The sequence below is a fragment of the Mesorhizobium kowhaii genome, from assembly GCF_042431665.1.
Taxonomy (GTDB): domain Bacteria; phylum Pseudomonadota; class Alphaproteobacteria; order Rhizobiales; family Rhizobiaceae; genus Mesorhizobium; species Mesorhizobium kowhaii.
Genome location: NZ_JBHLYT010000006.1, coordinates 422,091 through 440,056 on the forward strand (window position 1 = coordinate 422,091; position 17,966 = coordinate 440,056).

Below are 17,966 nucleotides of genomic sequence, written 5' to 3' on the forward strand. Positions count from 1 at the left end.
GCCGGCCGGTTTTACTTTTTCTTCGCAGCCGCGGCCGAAGCAAAGCGCTCGCGCAATTCCTTGGCCTTGCCGGGGATGGTCTTCTGGCGGGCGCGGCCGAAGGCCAGCGCATCGTCGGGCACGCTTTCGGTGATGACACTGCCCGAGGCGATATAGCCGCGCTTGCCGATCGACACGGGCGCCACCAGCGAGGAGTTCGAGCCGACAAAGGCGCCTTCGCCGATGTCGGTGAAGAATTTCGAATAGCCGTCGTAATTGCAGGTGATGGCGCCGGCGCCGATATTGGCGCCCGCGCCAACGCGGGCATCGCCGATATAGGTCAGGTGGTTGACCTTAGCGCCTTCCTCGATAGTCGCCTGCTTGACCTCGCAGAAATTACCGACCTTAGCCTTGTTCCTGAGATCGGCACCCGGCCGCAGCCGAGCGAATGGTCCGACCTCGCAATTCGAGGCGATGGTGGCGCCTTCGAAATGGCTGAAGGCATGGATCTTGGCGCCCGTGGCGATTTTCACGCCTGGGCCGAACCAGACATTGGGCTCGACGATCGTGTCGGCGCCAATCTCGGTATCGTGCGAGAAATACACGGTCTCCGGCGCGATCAGCGTCACGCCCGACAGCATCGCCTCATGGCGGCGGCGCGCCTGCCAGATGCCCTCGGCCTGCGCCAGTTCGGCGCGGTTGTTGATGCCGAGTGCGCTTTCAAAGCTGGCTTCTGTGGCAACGACATCGAGGCCCTGTCCGCTGGCAATCTCGACGATGTCGGTGAGATAATACTCGCCCTTGGCGTTCTTGTTGCCGACAGCATCGAGCAGCGTCAGCGCCTGGCTGCCGGCCACCGCCATCATGCCGGCATTGCAGAAGCCAATCTTCCTTTCCTCCGCGCTGCAGTCCTTTTCCTCGCGGACGGCGATCAGCTTGCCGCCTTTTTCGATCAGCCTGCCATAGCCGGTCGGATCGGGCGGGCGGAAACCGATGACCACGACGGCGGCACCTTCGGCCAGTTTCAGCCGCGCCACGGTGAGCGCGTCGGCGTCGATCAGTGGCGTGTCGCCGAACATCACCAGGATATCGTTATAACCCTTTGATATCGCATCGCGAGCGGCGAGCACGGCATGCGCGGTGCCAAGGCGCCTTTCCTGCACGAAGGTCTCGGCCCTCGGTGCGAATTTTTGTGCCGCCTTGCGCATCTCGTCGGCGCCATGGCCGATCACCAGCGCCTGGCTGCTGGCACCGGCGGCTTCGGCCGCCTTCACCACATGGGCGACCATCGGCAGGCCGGCAATCTGGTGCAGCACCTTCGGCAGCGCGCTCTTCATGCGCGTGCCTTCACCGGCGGCGAGGATGACGGACAGGCAGGATCTCTGGCTCATGGATGAACAACCATATGAAAAGGGTTGGGAATCAAGACAGGATAGCAGTGGCGCCATGCTGCACCAATGCGGTTAAATTCCGGTGAGATGGCGCTGACTCCCGGCCTGCGGGTCCGCAGCGCGCATTTCGCATTTTGGGCAACGAGATTATCCCAGCCGCCCCAGCACCGGGAAATTCTCCAGCAGCCAGTAGGATGCGGACTGCGCGCCACCGGTGAGGAAAAGCACGCCGGCGACGACCAGCAGCGCGCCGATCGCTTTTTCGACGCGGCCGAGATGGACACGGAATTTGCCGAGGAAGCGCATGAAGGCGCCGGAAAACAGCGCCGCGATCAGGAACGGGATGCCGAGGCCAAGCGAATAGGCGGCGAGCAGCAGCGCGCCCTCGCCCACTGTCTCACGGCCGCCTGCCAGCGTCAGGATCGGCCCCAGCACCGGGCCGATGCACGGCGTCCAGCCGAAGGCGAAGGCCAGTCCCATGACATAGGCGGCGATCGCACTTGCCGGTTTTCCCCGCGACTGGAAGCGCGCCTCGCGTGACAACAGAGGAATGCGCAAGATGCCGAGGAAATTCAAGCCCATCAGGATGATGAGCACACCGGCGCCCATCGCCAGCTGCTCCTGCCAGACCCGCAGCCAATGGCCGATGGTCGACGCGCCGGCACCGAGCGCGACGAACACGGTAGAAAAGCCAAGCACGAAGGCGATAGAAGAATAGAGCAGCGCACCGCGCGCGCCTTCCCGGGCTGTTACACCCGCATTGCCGCGAAAATCGTCGACCGAGACGCCGGCCATGTAGCAGAGATAGGGCGGCACCAGCGGCAGCACGCAGGGAGACAGGAACGAGATCGCTCCCGCCCCGACCGCGCTGACATAGCCGATGTCCAATGCCATTCCAAAACTCCGACTGCCCCGGCGCCGATATAGGCTCGACGTTGCTTCTCCACCAATCACCATTTTGTGGCAAGTCGTCGCCGCTTGCGCGGGCCGGGGAAGAAACGACGGCTCGCAGGCGTTGACACAGCGAGGCCGCGATTTCCCGCGCGTCTCCAGATATCAGGGAGATTTCCATGAAAACCATAACCGTAGGGCTGGCCGCGCTTTTGCTCAGCACCGCCGCATCCTTCGCCGCCGACGCGTGGAAGGAAGCCGAGGTCAATGGCACCAAGATCTACACCGACGCCAATGGCATGACGCTTTATTCCTATGACAAGGATGAGAAGGGCAAGACGAATTGCTACGACAAATGCGCCACCAACTGGCCGCCGCTGAAGGCCGAGGCCGGCGCCAAGGCGGACGACGAATGGAGCGTTGTCGACCGTACCGACGGCACCAAGATGTGGGCCTATGACGGCAAGCCGGTTTACACCTTCGTCAAGGACAAGAAGGCTGGTGACATATCCGGTGATGGCGTCGCAGGTGTCTGGCATGTCGTCAAGGCCGACTAAAGTCCCCAATCCGGGTCCTGCCGCTGGCGGGACTTCGGCTGGCCGCCGGATATCCCCCCAACAGCCCGGCGGCCAGCATCAATGAGCCTGTCAGAGCATCGACCCCTGCGATACCCAGCCCGCCTTCCGCGACTCGGCGGAAAAATGAAACCGGGCAGTTTCCGCTGACTCGGAACCACCATCTCCCCAAGCCAAAATTCTGTGATTTTCTCCATACACTCTAAGAGTGTATTGCTGCGGACAGCCCTGCAATTTGGCCGCTTCCCCTTGACCCGATGCAAAAGCGCGGCCATGTGAGCGACAAATAGAACGAGATTTCGTCGCGCGCAGCGGAATTCTTCTGCCGCATCACAGCTGATATGAGACCTCATGGACGTCGTCGTCGTCGAATCGCCGGCCAAGGCAAAGACAATCAACAAATACCTCGGCAAGAACTACAAGGTTCTGGCCTCGTTCGGCCATGTCCGCGATTTGCCGGCCAAGGATGGCTCGGTGCGCCCGGACGAGGATTTCGCCATGTCCTGGGCGGTCGACACCGCCTCGGGCAAGCGCCTCGCCGACATCGCCAAGGCGGTCAAGGATGCCGACGGCCTGATCCTCGCCACCGATCCGGATCGTGAAGGCGAAGCGATTTCCTGGCACGTGCTGGAAGTGCTGAAGCAGAAGCGCGCGCTGAAGGACAAGCCGGTCAGCCGCGTCGTCTTCAACGCCATCACCAAGTCATCGGTGCTGGAAGCGATGGCCAATCCGCGCCAGATCGATGCGCCGCTGGTCGATGCCTATCTGGCGCGCCGGGCGCTCGACTATCTCGTCGGCTTCACACTGTCGCCGGTGCTGTGGCGCAAATTGCCGGGCGCTCGTTCGGCCGGCCGTGTCCAGTCTGTCGCATTGCGTCTGGTCTGCGACCGCGAATCCGAGATCGAGCGCTTCATCCGCGAGGAATACTGGCAGATCGCCGCCCTCCTCGGCACGCCGCGCAACGAGAATTTCGAAGCGCGGCTGACCGCCTTCGATCGCAAGAAGCTGCAGAAGCTCGATATTTCCAACAAGGCGCAGGCCGACGACATCAAGTCGATGCTCGAAGGCGCGACCTTCAAGGCGGTGTCGGTGGAAGCCAAGCCCACCAAGCGCAATCCCGGCCCGCCCTTCACCACTTCGACCCTGCAGCAGGCCGCCTCATCGGGCCTCGGCTTTTCGGCCAGCCGCACCATGCAGGTGGCGCAACGCCTCTATGAAGGCATGGAGATCGGCGGCGAGACCACCGGCCTGATCACCTATATGCGAACCGACGGCGTGCAGATGGCGCCGGAGGCGATTTCGGCTGCCCGCGACGCCATCGTCAAGGAATTCGGCCCAAAATACCTGCCGGAAAAGCCGCGCCAATATACCGCCAAGGCCAAGAACGCCCAGGAAGCGCACGAAGCGATCCGCCCGACGGATTTCATGCGCACCCCGGCATCGGTCAGGCAATATCTCGATTCCGACCAGGCGCGGCTCTATGAGTTGATCTGGAAGCGCGCCATCGCCAGCCAGATGCAGCCTGCCGAGATCGAACGCACCACGGCCGAGATCGAGGCGGTCAACGGAACCCGCACAGCGGAGTTGCGCGCCATCGGTTCGGTCGTTCGCTTCGACGGCTTCATCGCCGCCTACACCGACCAGAAGGACGACGATTCGGAAGACGAAGAAAATCGCCGCCTGCCCGAGATCCGCGCCGGCGAGCAGCTTGCCCGCCAGGCGATCAACGCCACTCAGCACACCACCGAGCCGCCGCCGCGCTACTCCGAAGCCTCGCTGATCAAGAAGCTGGAAGAGCTCGGCATCGGCCGGCCGTCGACCTACACGGCGATCCTGAAGACGCTCGAGGACCGCGACTACGTCACCATCGACAAGCGCCGGCTGGTGCCGCAGGCCAAGGGCCGCTTGCTGTCGGCCTTCCTCGAAAGCTTCTTCAAGCGCTATGTCGAATATGACTTCACCGCTTCCCTAGAGGAAAAGCTAGACGAGATTTCCGACGGCAAGCTCGCCTGGAAGGACGTGCTGCGCGACTTCTGGAAGGATTTTTCGGGCGCCGTCGCCGACATCAAGGAGCTGCGCGTCACCGACGTGCTCGATGCGCTCAACGAGGAACTGGCCCCGCTGGTGTTTCCGACGCGTGAGGACGGCTCCAATCCGCGCATCTGCCCGAAATGCGGCACCGGCAATCTGTCGCTGAAGCTGGGCAAGTTCGGCGCTTTCGTCGGTTGCTCGAACTACCCCGAATGCTCCTTCACCCGCCAGCTTGGCGACGCCGCCAATCCCAATGGCGAGAATGGCAATGGCGATGACGGCACCAAGGTCATCGGCAAAGACCCCTATACGTCAGAGGAAATCACGCTGCGCAGCGGCCGCTTCGGCCCCTATCTGCAGCGTGGCGACGGCAAGGAAGCCAAGCGTTCCAGCCTGCCCAAGGGCTGGACGGCCGAAACCGTCGACCACGAAAAGGCGCTTGCCCTGCTGTCGCTGCCGCGCGATGTCGGCAAGCATCCCGAATCCGGCAAGATGATTTCGGCCGGGCTCGGCCGCTACGGTCCGTTCGTGCTGCATGACAGCACCTACGCCAATCTCGACAGCATCGAGGACGTGTTCTCGATCGGCCTCAACCGCGCCGTGTCGGTGATTGCCGAGAAGCAGTTGAAGGGCAAGGGCGGCCGCAACGGCGGCACACCGGCAGCTCTGAAGGAGCTTGGCGACCATCCCGATGGCGGCGGCAAGATCGTCGTACGCGACGGCAAATACGGGCCTTACGTGAATTTCGGTAAGGTCAATGCCACCCTGCCCAAGGGCAAGGATCCGCAATCGGTGACGGTTGAGGATGCGCTGGCACTGATTGCTGAGAAGGAAGCCAAGGGTGGCGGCGGCAAGAAGCCGTTCCGCAAGGCGGCCGCGGCCAAGGCCCCGACAACCAAGAAAACGGCAGCCAAGAAAGCGCCGGCCAAAAAGCCGGCCGCGAAGAAAAAAGGGTAGGACAGCGTGGCGCGCAGGATCACCGGTAGAACCCACGGCGATCCGCGCACCGCCGACACGAGGGCCAAGGTCAAGGACGACTATCGGCCGTCACGTGACGAAATCCTGCGCTATATCGCCGAAAATCCCGATCGCGCCGGCAAACGCGACATCGCCAAGGCGTTCGCGCTGCGCGGCGACGACCGCATCTGGCTGAAGGATATTTTGCGCGACCTGCAGGACGAAGGCGTCCTGACCAAGGAGCGCAAGCAACTGGCCCGCGTCGGCGCCCTGCCCCATGTCGCCGTGCTCGATATTTTTGGCCGTGACGGCGATGGCATTTTGCTGGCCCACCCGGCGGAGGCCGTCGGCACGGGCGAGCCGCCGGTTGTCTCCATTCGGATATCGCGCAGCGGCAGCGGCCCGGCGCCCGGCATCGGCGACCGCGTGCTGGCAAAAACCTTCCCGACCAACGAAGCGACAGGCCCCGCCTACACCGGGCGGGTGATGAAGATCTTCGAGAAGCGCACCGATGCGGTTCTCGGCGTCTTTCGCATCCTGCAGGACGGCACTTTCCGCATCGAGCCGGTCGAGCGGCGCCAGCCCGAACTGATCGTCGACAAGGAATTCCAGAACGGCGCCAGGAACGGCGACCTGGTCGAGGTCGAGCCCGCGCGCGCTTCCCGCTATGGGCTGCCGAGAGCCAAGGTGCTCAACGTGCTGGGTTCGCTGACCAGCGAAAAGGCGGTCTCGATGATCGCCATCCACGCGCATGACATTCCGCATATTTTTCCGGCCGACGTCATCGCCGAGTCCGAGGCGGTCAAGCCTGCGACGATGGATCACCGCGAGGACTGGCGCGACCTGCCGCTGGTCACCATCGATCCGGCCGACGCCAAGGACCATGACGACGCCGTCTTCGCCACCCCCGATCTCGATGAGAAGAACCGGGGCGGTGTGGTCGCCACGGTGGCGATCGCCGATGTCGCCGCTTATGTCCGCTATGGCACTGCACTCGACCGCGAGGCTCTGAAACGCGGCAATTCGGTCTATTTTCCGGACCGCGTCGTGCCGATGCTGCCCGAGCGCATCTCCAACGATCTCTGCTCGCTGCGCGAAGGCCAGGACCGGCCGGCGCTGGCCGTGCGCATGGTTTTTTCGGCCGACGGCCGCAAGCTCCGGCACTCCTTCCATCGCGTCATGATGAAGTCGGCGGCAAAGCTCGCCTACAGCCAAGCCCAGGCCGCCATCGACGGCGTGCCGGACGACAAAACCGGTCCGATCCTCGACACCGTGCTGAAGCCACTGTGGGACGCTTATGCGATCCTGAAGCGTGGCCGCGACGGTCGCCAGCCGCTCGAGCTCGAGCTGCCGGAGCGCAAGATCCTGCTCAAGCCGGATGGCACCGTCGATCGCGTCATCGTGCCAGAACGGCTTGATGCTCACAAGCTGATCGAAGAATTCATGATCCAGGCCAATGTCGCCGCGGCCGAGACGCTGGAGGCGAAGAAGCAGACGCTGGTCTACCGCGTGCATGACGCGCCGTCGCTGGCCAAGCAGGAATCGCTGCGCGAATTCCTGCAGACGCTTGGCCTGTCGCTGGCGCGCGGCGCGCAGATGCGGCCAAGCCAGTTCAACGGCATTCTGGAGGGCGTGCGCGGCGCCGACAATGAAGGCCTGGTCAACGAGGTGGTGCTGCGCTCGCAGAGCCAGGCCGAATATTCGCCCAAGAACATCGGCCATTTCGGCCTCAACCTCAGGCGCTACGCGCATTTCACCTCGCCGATCCGCCGTTACGCCGACCTGATCGTGCATCGCGGACTTATTGCCGCACTCGGCCTCGGTCCGGGCGGGCTGACGCAGGACGAAGAGGCACGCCTCGAAGACGTTGGCGTGCTGATCTCAGGCACGGAACGGCGCGCAATGGCGGCCGAGCGCGACACCGTCGACCGCCTGATCGCCGCCTATCTCGCCGAGCGCGTCGACGACCGCTTCGACGCCCGCATCTCCGGCGTCACCAAATCGGGACTATTTGTCCAATTGCCGCAGTATGGCGCGGATGGTTTCATCCCGGTGTCAACATTGAATGGCGATTACTATATATACGACGAAACGGCCCGCTCCCTGTTCGGAGAACGCTCGGGCAAAGGCTACCAGCTCGCGGATCGCGTCGAGGTCCGGCTGGTCGAGGTGGCACCAATGGCCGGCGCGATGCGCTTCGAGATGTTGACCGACCCGAAGCCTTTGCCGGGCTCCAAGCGGTCGTTTCACAAGGCCAAAGGCCGCGCCCGCGCGTCGCAATCGCGACTAGGTTCGCGCGGCAGGAGAAGATGATGGCAACAGCCATGGAAGAACAGGTTTTCGGCGGCGAACATCACTCGGGCCGGGCCGCCCGCCCGCTGTGGACGGCGATGAAGCGCGGCATGCTCGGCCGTTGCCCGCATTGCGGCGAAGGCAAGCTGTTTCGCGCCTTCACCAAGACCGTCGATAAATGCAGCGTCTGCGGCGAGGAACTGCACCACCATCGCGCCGACGACCTTCCGGCCTATCTCGTCATCGTCATCGTCGGCCACATCGTGCTTGGCGCCTTCATGGCTGTCGAGGCGACATCGACCCTGTCCACCTGGCAGCATATCGCCATCTGGGTACCGCTGACCATCATTTTGGCGGTGGCGCTGCTACAGCCGGTCAAGGGTGCCGTCATCGGACTGCAATGGGCCTTCTATATGCACGGATTCGGCGGCGAGCAGGACGTGATCGAGCCCCATCCCGGGGTTTAGGTCAAAGTTGGCTACGCTCGCTGGTGCAACATACCGACGTGAAAGGCCACTTTCGCTTGCCAGAAGTTTCCGCTAGGTCCTGCGCATGGACGGTATGACCAAGGCGGAAGTCGACAGGATCGAGCGGAGCATGATCGCTCATAGCGACCAGCCAATTCGCCCGCGCGACGCGGCGACCCTGATCCTGCTCGACCGCGAGGGCGATGAGGTGCTGGTGCTGATGGGCCGTCGTCATGCCGGCCACGCCTTCATGCCAGGCAAATTCGTCTTTCCCGGCGGCCGCACCGATCCGGCCGACAGCCGCATCGCGGTCGCCGCCGCATTGCATCCGGAGCAGGAAGCAAAGCTCATCGCCGGACCGGGCCGCACAAGTGCTGCACGGGCCCGCGCCATTGCCTTGTCGGCCATCCGCGAGACCTATGAAGAAGCCGGGCTGCTGATCGGCCGCAAAGGTGTTTTCGCCACCGCCAGACCCGATTGGCAGGGCTTTGCCGAACACGGCGTGCAACCCTCTCTCGACATGCTGCGCTTCGTGGCGCGCGCCATCACGCCACCGAACCGGGTGCGCCGCTTCGACACACGTTTCTTCAGCGCCTGGCGCGACGATGTCGCCGTCGAACTGCCGGGTGGCGGCCCGACCAACGAACTCGAAGAGCTGGTCTGGCTGCCGCTGGCCAAGGCCAGGGAAGCCGACATCCCGGATATCACCCGAATGATCCTGGACGAGCTGGAAAAGCGCCTCGCCCATGATCCGCAGTTGCGCCCAGGCGGTCCCGTGCCCTTCTACCGGCTTGTCCGCAACCGCTTCACCCGCGAAATTCTGTAGAACATCGAGTATTCAGACATCCCATGACGGTCGATACCCAGGGCGACGAACGCGTACACTGGCTGCCGATGGTGGCGGCGATCTCGTCGATCAGCGTCGTCGGCATCGCCATCGGCCTCGGCATGCCGCTGCTCAGCGTCATTCTCGAAACGCGTGGCCATTCGGCTTCGATGATCGGCCTCAACACAGCCGTCGCCGGCCTGGCCTCGATCGCCGGTGCCCCGCTGGCCACGCCGCTCGCCATGCGCTTCGGCGTTGCCTGGACGATGATTGCCATGATTGCCGCCGGCGCCCTGGCCTTCGTCGGCTTCCACTTCGCGCCGGATTTCTGGATGTGGTTTCCGCTGCGCATCGTGCTGCACATCGCGCTGACGGTGCTGTTCATCCTGTCTGAATTCTGGATCAGCACCTCGGCGCCGCCGCACCGGCGCGGCCTTGTCCTCGGCATTTACGCCACCGTTTTGTCGCTCGGTTTTGCCGCGGGGCCGTGGCTGTTCGCCCATCTCGGCAGTTCGGGCTTCAGGCCATTCGGCGTTATCATCGCATTGGTGACGCTGGCCGCCATACCGGTGCTGGCGGCCCGCAACGAGAGCCCGACCATCGCCTCCGATGGCGAAACCAGCAATTTCCTGCGCTACATCTGGCTGGTGCCGTCGGCGACCGCCGCCGTGCTGGTGTTCGGCGCCGTCGAAACCGGCGGCTTTGCGCTGTTCCCGATCTACGGCAACCGCATCGGCTACTCCGAGGCCGACGCAGCCCTTCTCCTGACCATGATCGGCCTCGGCAACGTGCTGTTGCAGATCCCGATTGGCATGATCAGCGACCGCGTCAGCGATCGTCGCTATCTGCTGATTGCCTGCGCCACTGTCGGCCTTGCCGGCACGGTCTTCATGCCCTTCTTTGCGCAGAATTGGCACCTGATGGCGGCACTTCTGTTCGTCTGGGGCGGCGTCGTCGCTGCCATGTACACGATCGGCCTTGCCCATCTCGGCTCGCAGCTCTCCGGCCACGAGCTGGCGTCCGCCAACGCCGCCTTCGTGCTTTGCTACGGCGTCGGCATGGTGCTCGGCCCGCAAGCGATCGGCATCGGAATGGATGCGTTCGGTCCGTCCGGCTTCGGCTGGTCGCTCGGCCTGTTCTTCGCCGCCTACATCGGCCTGGTCAGCATCAGGCTGATCCGCAATGTCCTCCTGTAGCGATACCTCTGCGAACCCTGCATTTCACGCGGCGCGATGACAGGCTGCTGACAGAACCATGTCAGCAGCCCCCGGTTATAAGGTTGCCTCAAAACACCTGAAGTTGAGGATACTCCCATGATCGACAGCGGCTTTGAAACCACTTCGTTGCGAATGACACTGCTCTTGCTCGTGACCTTCCAAGCGCCGGCCGCCGATATCGACCGCATCATGGATGCGGTGGTGGCGATAGCGCCGTTGGCGATGGGCAAATATGACCGCAACGCCTATCAGTCGGCACATGGCATCGAACGCTACAGGCCGCTCGACGGTGCGGCCGCCGGCGCCGAAACCGAGTTGCGGCGACGCCCCGGCACGGTCGAGGTTTCGTTCGAATTGCCCGACGACCAAGCGCTGGCCGCGCGCGTTGTCGAGGCAATTTTCCAGGCACACTCCTATCAGGAGCCGGTGATCCGCATTCAGCCGATCCTTGCCAGCCGTTCCAAGGGGCTGGACGACCGCGCCAATCCGAATCGCTGGTGGAACACGACCGGAGACTGGAAGAAGGTTGCGGCGCCCGCGAGAGAAACCGTATAATTTAAGGCCACTGGCCAGCTGCGGCTGGTCGTATGAGCTCCGCTGGGCTTGACTTTCCGGGCACGTTCTTTATGTGTCGCGCCAAGTTTCCCGCGTCCGGGCGTTTTCCCGTGCTCCAGCGGCCAAAACCCCACGAACATAACGGACTGAGATCATGGCCAAAGCCGCAAACATCAAGATCAAGCTTCTGTCGACCGCCGACACCGGTTTCTTCTACGTGACCAGCAAGAACAGCCGTACCAAGACCGACAAGCTGTCGTTCCGCAAGTACGACCCGGTCGCCAAGAAGCACGTCGAATTCAAGGAAACCAAGATCAAGTAATCTGGTTTCTCCGAGAATGCCGAACGCCGCCCAATGGGCGGCGTTTTTGTTTTCATGGTTGGCCGCAGGCCTTACCCGATGCGATCGCCGCTTTTCGGATCGAACAGATGCAGTGCCGCTGGGTCGGCCGACAATCGGACCACGTCGCCGGGCTTCACGCCGGCACGGCCCATGGCAAAGACGCAAAGCTGCTGGTCGGCCAGCTTGACGTAGAACTGCGTCGAAAGCCCGAGCGGCTCCACCACACCCACCTCGCCTTGCAATTCGCCGTCGTCGGCCAGCCTGATATGCTCGGGCCGCAGGCCGACGGTGATGACGTCACCGTCCTTTAGCGGCAGGCCATCCGGCAGCCGCAACGCCTGGCCGTCGGCCAGCACGGCCTCCGATGTGCCGCTCTTGCGAACGGTCGCCGGCAGGAAATTCATGCCCGGTGAACCGATGAAGCCGGCGACGAACATGTTGGTCGGCCGGTCATAGAGATCGAGCGGCGCGCCGACCTGCTGGATCAGCCCGTCATGCATGACGACGATCCGGTCGGCCATGGTCATGGCCTCGATCTGATCGTGGGTGACGTAGACCGAGGTGGTCTTCAACTGCTGGTGCAGCGCCTTGATCTCGGCGCGCATATGAACGCGCAGCTTGGCGTCGAGGTTCGACAGCGGCTCGTCGAACAGAAACACCTTGGGATCGCGCACGATGGCGCGGCCCATGGCGACGCGCTGGCGCTGGCCGCCGGACAATTGCCGCGGCAGGCGCTGAAGAAAGGTGTCGAGCCCGAGCCGCTTGGCCGCACCGTCCACCCGCGCGTCGATCGCCGGCTTCTCGGCCTTCCGCAGCATCAGGCTGAAGCCCATGTTCTTCGACACGTCCATATGCGGATAGAGCGCGTAGGACTGGAACACCATGGCGATATCGCGGTCCTTCGGCGCGACATCGTTGACCAGCCGCTCGCCGATGCGGATCTCGCCGCCGGAAGCCTCCTCCAGCCCGGCGATCATGCGCAAAAGCGTGGACTTGCCGCAGCCTGACGGGCCGACCAGGACGACGAACTCGCCATCGGCGATTTCAAGGTCGACCGCATGCAGGACACGCACAGCGCCATAATCCTTGCGAACCTTTTCGAGCGTAACAGAGGCCATCGATCTATCCTTTGACGGCGCCGGCGGTCAGGCCGGTGACGAGATAGCGTTGCAGGAAAGCGAAGAAGATGCAGACCGGGATCAGCGCCAGGATCGACGCTGCCATCATCTGTCCCCAGTCGACGGCGAACTTGCCGATGAAGGTGAGCAGGCCAACCGCGAAGGTCTTCTGGTCGTCGCTGGAAATCAGCATCAGCGCGAACAAGAGCTCGCTCCAGGCGGCGGTGAAGACGAAGCCCAGAGTCGCGCCCATACCGGGCAGCGTCAGCGGCACGATCACCTTGCGCATCGCTTGCGCGCGTGTGCAGCCGTCGATCATCGCCGCTTCTTCCAGGTCCTTCGGGATGCCGTCGAAGAAGGATTGCATCAGGAAGGTGGCGAAAGCGGTGTTGAAGGCGGTGTAGATGATGATCAGCCCGGTCAGGCTGTTGATCAGGCCGATCTGCCCCATCACGCGGTAGATCGGCGGAATGACCATCACCAGCGGAAACGTCTGGGTCAGTAGCAGCATCAGGGCCAGCGCCGCCTTGCCGCGAAAGGTGAAACGCGACATGGCGTAGCCGGCGAGCGTGGCAATGACCGTCACCAGTGCTGCAGTCGACACCGAGACGATGACGCTGTTGAGGAAATAGCGCGGGAAATCGGTGGCCTCGAGCACGGTGACGAAATTCTGCAACGTCATCTGCGACGGCCAGAAGGTGATGCCTTCGGAATAGAGAAGCCGCTCCGGCGTGACCGAGATCTTCAGTGTCCAGTAGATTGGGAACAGCGCAAAGATCACGTAAGCCGCGATGGCGGCGTAGAGGCCGATGCCGCCGAAAAACCGTTGCGAGGCTGAGCGTCCTGCGATCATCAGACGTGCCTCACCAGGGAGCGGCGGATGCCGATCAGTGCAATCGCATAGGCAATGAGCAGGACGAGCAGCAGCACGGCCACCGCCGAGGCATAGCCCTTGTCCAGCGATTTGAAGGCGCTGACATAGATGTAGACCGGCACCGTGTTGGTCGAGCCGGCCGGTCCGCCCTCGGTCATGACGAAGATCAGGTCGGCGAAGGTGGCGATCCAGATGGTGCGCAGCATCACGGTGATGGCAATGGTCGGCGCCAGGAACGGCAGCGTCACCTTGGTGAAGCGCTGCCATGGCGAAGCGCCGTCGATCGCCGCCGCCTCATGCAATTCCGACGGGATCGACTTCAGCGCCGCCAGCAGCGTGATGGCGAAGAACGGAATGCCGAACCAGACATTGGCGATGATCGGTCCCCACATTGCGGTGGCGGGATCGGAGAGAACATTGGTCGGTTCGGCTTTCAGCCCCAGCGCGAACAGCCAGTGCGGCAGCGGCCCGACGATCGGATTGAACAGCCAGGCCCAGGTCAGGCCCGACAGGAAGGACGGCACCGCCCAGGGCAGGAACACCAGGGCCTGCACCACCTTGCGGCCCGGGAATGGCTTGTCGAGCAGCAGCGCCAGGCCAAGACCGAGAAAGAACTGGAAGAACAGGCTGGTGACGGTCCACCACAGCGTGTTGACCAGCGCCTGCCCCAGCACCTGGTCCGACAGCATCGCCTGATACTGCCCGAGCCCGACAAATTCCGACTTGAAAGCCGAGAATTTGCGGAAGGAGTAGCTGATGCCGATGACCAGCGGCACCAGAAGCACCACGATCAGAAGGATGATTGCCGGGCTGAGATAGAGCCAGGGTTCGATAGCGGCGTGTGATAGCCGCCTGCGACGCGGCTTGCCTGCGGATCGTATTTCGGACACGGCATAGGTCATTGGCTGTGGATCGGCTCCGGGAAGCGTTGGGGCTGGTGAAAAGCGTCCTTCCCCCCGTTCACGGGGAGTTGAGGAGCGGTCCACGCAGCGGACGAAAAGCCAATTGCTTGGCTTTTCGAGCGACGAAAGCCGGCAGGCAGATGAGGGGCAGCGCTAAGCTGGCAGAAGCCTGTGCCGCCCCACATCCGGCCCTATCGGGCCACCTTCTCCCCGTGGAACGGGGAGAAGGGAAGAAAAATTACTTCTTGTTCTTCGCCAGCCAGTCCTGCTGTTCTTTGGTCAGGAAGGCAGCCCATTGGTCGGCGACATCCTTGGCCGTCTTCTGGCCAAGCAGCACTTCCTGGAAGTTCTTGATCGCCACCTGGTCGACGAAATTGCCGAGATTCTCCAGATGGGTCGGCGGCGTCACCATTTCATATTTGGAGGTGTCGCTCAGCTCCGTGAACCAGCCCTTGAACTGCTCGGTCTTGAAGTGAGCATCCTGGTCGGCGCCGTTGTGGATCGGGACGACGCCGACTTCCTTGGCCCATTCCAGATTGTCCTTGGGCGAGAGCAGTGTTGCCATCAGCTTCCAGGCGTCGTCCTTGTGCTGCGAGTTGGCGAACATCGCCCAGCCGGCATAGCCGAGCGTCGGATAGGACTTGCCACTCGGCCCGACCGGCAATGGCGCCACGGCGAAGTCGTCGGCGCTCATCTTGTCGGCGATACCGAGCAACGCGTCCGGATCCTGGTTAAGCATGGCGCAGGTACCGGAGTAGAAGCCGGTGACCGTCTCGTTGAAGCCCCAGCTCACCGCATCCTTCGGCGCCAGGCCGTCCTTGTACATGTCGGCCAGCATCTGCAGACCTTTCACCGAGCCTTCGTCGTTGATGGTCGAGGTGCCATCCTCGTTGAAATAGCCGCCCTTGCCGGCGGCGATATTCATGAACATGTGCATGCCGTTGAAGGCGCCCGGTCCCCCGCGCAGGCAGTAGCCATATTTGCCGGGCAGTGCCGAAATCTTCTTGGAATCGGCGATGAAATCGTCGAGCGTCGCCGGCGGGCCGTCGAGGCCTGCCTCCTTGAACAGCTTCTTGTTCCAGAACAGCGCGTTCACATAGTAGCCGTAGGGGATCATGAACTGGGTGTTGTTGACCGTCGAGCCGAACTGCTTGGCGCGGTCGCCCAGCGTCTTGGCGTCGTCCCATTTGGCCATGTAGGGGCCGAGATCCTCGAGCTGGGCATTGTTGGCGTAGAGGCCCATCCAGCGTTCCGGCATCTCGACCACGTCGGGCGTATCGCCGGCCTGCACCATGGTCAGGAATTTCTCAAAGGCCTGGCCCCAGGGCAGCGAGATCAGCTCGACCTTGACGCCGGGATTGGCGGTTTCGAACTCGGCGATCTGCTTCTTCAGGAATTCGGTGCGCGGCGGGCTGGTAATGACTTCGACCATCTTGAGGGTCGAATCGGCCAGCGCGCTTCCGGCGGAAATCGCCAGCCCCGCAACGGTGGCAAGCATGACGGTCAGTTTTTTCATGTTCAAGACTCCCATTTTGAACCCGCTTGTTATTTTCTGGCTTTTTCGAAGGCTTGGGAGACGTCCGCCCACAGGTCTTCGACACTCTCCAATCCGACACTGAAGCGGATGGTTCGGGGGCTGACGCCGAAGCGCGCCATCGAATTCAGGCCCGGCGTCTGCTCCAGCGACGCCTTGGCAGGCACGATCAGGCTCTCATGCCCGCCCCAGCTGACGCCGATGCGGAAATATTTGAGCGCATCGACGAAGACGGGGATGTCGATATCGTCCGTCACCTCGAACGAGAACAGCCCGGCATAGCCGGCCAGCGTCGCCTTGCCCGGGTGGTTCGAATAGGCGGGATGATTGACGCGCTCGACATTGGCATGCGCCTTGAGCCGTTCGGCGATGGTCAGGCCGCTCTTCATGTGGTGCGGCAGGCGCAGCGGTAGCGTGCGCAGGCCGCGCAGCAGCAGCCAGGCCTCGAACGGCGACAGCTTGCCGCCGAGATAGGAGTAGGTCTGCTCGTTGATGTGCTTGATGTGAGCGGCGGAGCCCGCGACCACGCCGGCGACGGTGTCGCTGTGACCACCGAGATATTTCGAAGCCGAATGCAGCACCAGGTCGACGCCGTGCGCGATCGGCTTCTGGAACACCGGCGTCGCCCAGGAATTGTCGATGCTGGTGACAATGCCCTGCTCTTTGGCCAACCGCGTCAGATGCGCGATGTCCTGCAGCTCGAACATCATCGAGGTCGGGCTTTCCAGGTAGAGCAGCTTGGCGCCGGGAAGCGCCGCGGCAACCGCATCCGGGTCGGAGCCATCGACATAGTCGACCTTGATGTTGAGCCGGGGCAAAAGCCGCTCGAACAGCCGGTAGGCATCGCCGTAGCAGTTGCGCACCGCCACGATGCGCTCGCCGGCACCGACGAAAGCAAGCACGGTGGCGCTGATCGCAGCCATGCCGCTGGAAAAGCCGCGCGCGGCCTCAGCGCCCTCGAGCGCCGCCACCCGCGCCTCGAACTCCATCACGGTCGGATTGTCGCCGCGCGAATAGATCGGCTGCTTTCGTTTGCCAGCAAAGGTGTCGGCCATCTCGGCATAGTTGGCAAAGGTGAACAGCGAGGTCTGGTAGATCGGCGGCACCACCGCGCCGCCCGGGAATGGCTCGTCATGCGCCAAGAGCGTTGCCGCCTCGGCGAGATAGTCGTGATCGAAACCGGATGGATGCTCGTTCATGTCTGGCTCAAAAGTTTGAGTTTGGCCGCACCACGCTTCAGATCGTCCTCGACGGTGGCGATCAGCTTGAGCGCCTCGGCGCGGGCGCCCTGCGGGTCGCGCGCGGCGATGCATTCGTAGATGGTGCGGTGATAGGGAAAGCTGGCATGGCCGAAGTCGCGCACGCCGAGCGGATGCTCCCAGAAGCGGTGGAACAACTCGTGCATGGCGGCGATGATCTGCTCGAACAGCGGGTTGCCCGAGACCCGGTAGATCGCCTGGTGGAACTCCCAGTCCTCTTCCGACGACATGCCATCGCGCGTGCGAAACGCCTGCTCCATGATGTCGAGCTTGCGCGCGATCTCGGCGATGTCGGTCTGGCTTGCACGCTCGGCACAGAGTGCGGCGGCCTCTGCTTCCAGCGCGCGGCGGATTTCCAGCGTCTGCATCAGGCTGGTGAAATCATTGCCGCCCGCCAGTGTCAGCGGCATATGCAGCATGTCAGGTGAAACGGCCGCCTTGAGATAGGTACCGCTGCCTTGCCGGCGCTCGACCAGACCGAGCCCTTCCCACCGCGTCAGCGCCTCGCGCACGGTGTTGCGGCTGACTTTCAGTCGTTCGGCCAGAATACGCTCGGTTGGCAGTCTCTCGCCAGGCTGCAAGGCTTCGGCGCGAACAAACCCCACCAACGCCTTCAGCACGGCGTCATCGCGCGCCGTCGTTTGAATGGGTGGCAGGCTGTTCTGGTCCACGCTCTCTCCAAGTGGTCCAATGGTCCAACCAATTTCTGCACATGAGAGACATCCTGTCAATCGGTTGTCAGTAGACTGTCCCGC

The 17,966-nt window shown here is 63.1% G+C and carries 16 protein-coding genes; 8 read left to right on the plus strand and 8 right to left on the minus strand.

Annotation, left to right across the window (positions count from 1 at the left end):
• Positions 1–11 precede the first annotated feature (11 nt).
• A complete protein-coding gene (gene glmU / locus ACFFNA_RS07950; RefSeq protein WP_378917196.1) occupies positions 12–1,370 on the minus strand; it encodes a bifunctional UDP-N-acetylglucosamine diphosphorylase/glucosamine-1-phosphate N-acetyltransferase GlmU in 1,359 nt (452 codons plus the stop codon).
• A 147-nt stretch (positions 1,371–1,517) separates the two neighbouring features.
• Positions 1,518–2,264: a cytochrome c biogenesis CcdA family protein gene (locus ACFFNA_RS07955; RefSeq protein ID WP_378917198.1), complete on the minus strand. Its 747-nt coding sequence runs from the start codon at positions 2,262–2,264 to the stop codon at positions 1,518–1,520.
• A gap of 176 nt (positions 2,265–2,440) precedes the next feature.
• Between ACFFNA_RS07955 and ACFFNA_RS07960 the strand changes: the two genes are divergently transcribed.
• The 8 genes from ACFFNA_RS07960 to rpmG all read left to right on the plus strand — a co-directional run bounded on the left by ACFFNA_RS07960 (position 2,441) and on the right by rpmG (position 11,503).
• Positions 2,441–2,818: a COG4315 family predicted lipoprotein gene (locus ACFFNA_RS07960; RefSeq protein WP_378917200.1), complete on the plus strand. Its 378-nt coding sequence runs from the start codon at positions 2,441–2,443 to the stop codon at positions 2,816–2,818.
• A 369-nt stretch (positions 2,819–3,187) separates the two neighbouring features.
• Positions 3,188–5,824 carry a type I DNA topoisomerase gene (gene topA / locus ACFFNA_RS07965; RefSeq protein ID WP_378917202.1) on the plus strand — a complete coding sequence of 879 codons (2,637 nt, stop codon included), beginning with the start codon at positions 3,188–3,190 and terminating at the stop codon, positions 5,822–5,824.
• A gap of 6 nt (positions 5,825–5,830) precedes the next feature.
• Positions 5,831–8,137, plus strand: a complete 2,307-nt coding sequence (gene rnr, locus ACFFNA_RS07970; RefSeq protein WP_378917204.1) for a ribonuclease R — start codon at positions 5,831–5,833, stop codon at positions 8,135–8,137.
• A gap of 11 nt (positions 8,138–8,148) precedes the next feature.
• Positions 8,149–8,583 carry a DUF983 domain-containing protein gene (locus ACFFNA_RS07975; protein ID WP_208647134.1) on the plus strand — a complete coding sequence of 145 codons (435 nt, stop codon included), beginning with the start codon at positions 8,149–8,151 and terminating at the stop codon, positions 8,581–8,583.
• 85 nt (positions 8,584–8,668) lie between these two features.
• Entirely contained in the window at positions 8,669–9,409 is a 741-nt protein-coding gene (locus tag ACFFNA_RS07980; RefSeq protein WP_111546389.1) for an NUDIX hydrolase, read from the plus strand.
• 23 nt (positions 9,410–9,432) lie between these two features.
• Positions 9,433–10,605: an MFS transporter gene (locus ACFFNA_RS07985; RefSeq protein WP_378917206.1), complete on the plus strand. Its 1,173-nt coding sequence runs from the start codon at positions 9,433–9,435 to the stop codon at positions 10,603–10,605.
• A 117-nt stretch (positions 10,606–10,722) separates the two neighbouring features.
• On the plus strand, positions 10,723–11,181 hold the full coding sequence (locus ACFFNA_RS07990; RefSeq protein WP_378917208.1) for a YqfO family protein: 459 nt from the start codon (positions 10,723–10,725) through the stop codon (positions 11,179–11,181).
• 154 nt (positions 11,182–11,335) lie between these two features.
• Positions 11,336–11,503: a 50S ribosomal protein L33 gene (rpmG, locus tag ACFFNA_RS07995; RefSeq protein WP_006201775.1), complete on the plus strand. Its 168-nt coding sequence runs from the start codon at positions 11,336–11,338 to the stop codon at positions 11,501–11,503.
• Between the two features lie 71 nt (positions 11,504–11,574).
• Here rpmG and ACFFNA_RS08000 read toward each other — a convergent pair whose 3' ends face one another.
• The 6 genes from ACFFNA_RS08000 to ACFFNA_RS08025 form a co-directional block, all read right to left on the minus strand.
• On the minus strand, positions 11,575–12,642 hold the full coding sequence (locus tag ACFFNA_RS08000) for an ABC transporter ATP-binding protein (RefSeq protein WP_378917210.1): 1,068 nt from the start codon (positions 12,640–12,642) through the stop codon (positions 11,575–11,577).
• Between the two features lie 4 nt (positions 12,643–12,646).
• Positions 12,647–13,495 (minus strand): carbohydrate ABC transporter permease, encoded by an 849-nt coding sequence (locus ACFFNA_RS08005; RefSeq protein ID WP_013895215.1) that lies wholly within the window; start codon positions 13,493–13,495, stop codon positions 12,647–12,649.
• Positions 13,495–14,418: a carbohydrate ABC transporter permease gene (locus ACFFNA_RS08010; RefSeq protein WP_111546385.1), complete on the minus strand. Its 924-nt coding sequence runs from the start codon at positions 14,416–14,418 to the stop codon at positions 13,495–13,497. Before ACFFNA_RS08010 ends, ACFFNA_RS08005 begins: the two co-directional genes overlap by 1 nt.
• A gap of 238 nt (positions 14,419–14,656) precedes the next feature.
• On the minus strand, positions 14,657–15,934 hold the full coding sequence (locus ACFFNA_RS08015) for an ABC transporter substrate-binding protein (protein ID WP_111546384.1): 1,278 nt from the start codon (positions 15,932–15,934) through the stop codon (positions 14,657–14,659).
• Between the two features lie 29 nt (positions 15,935–15,963).
• Positions 15,964–17,151, minus strand: coding sequence for a PLP-dependent transferase (locus tag ACFFNA_RS08020; RefSeq protein ID WP_378917213.1), 1,188 nt, complete (start codon positions 17,149–17,151; stop codon positions 15,964–15,966).
• Entirely contained in the window at positions 17,148–17,882 is a 735-nt protein-coding gene (locus ACFFNA_RS08025) for a FadR/GntR family transcriptional regulator (protein WP_378917215.1), read from the minus strand. Before ACFFNA_RS08025 ends, ACFFNA_RS08020 begins: the two co-directional genes overlap by 4 nt.
• Positions 17,883–17,966 lie beyond the last annotated feature (84 nt).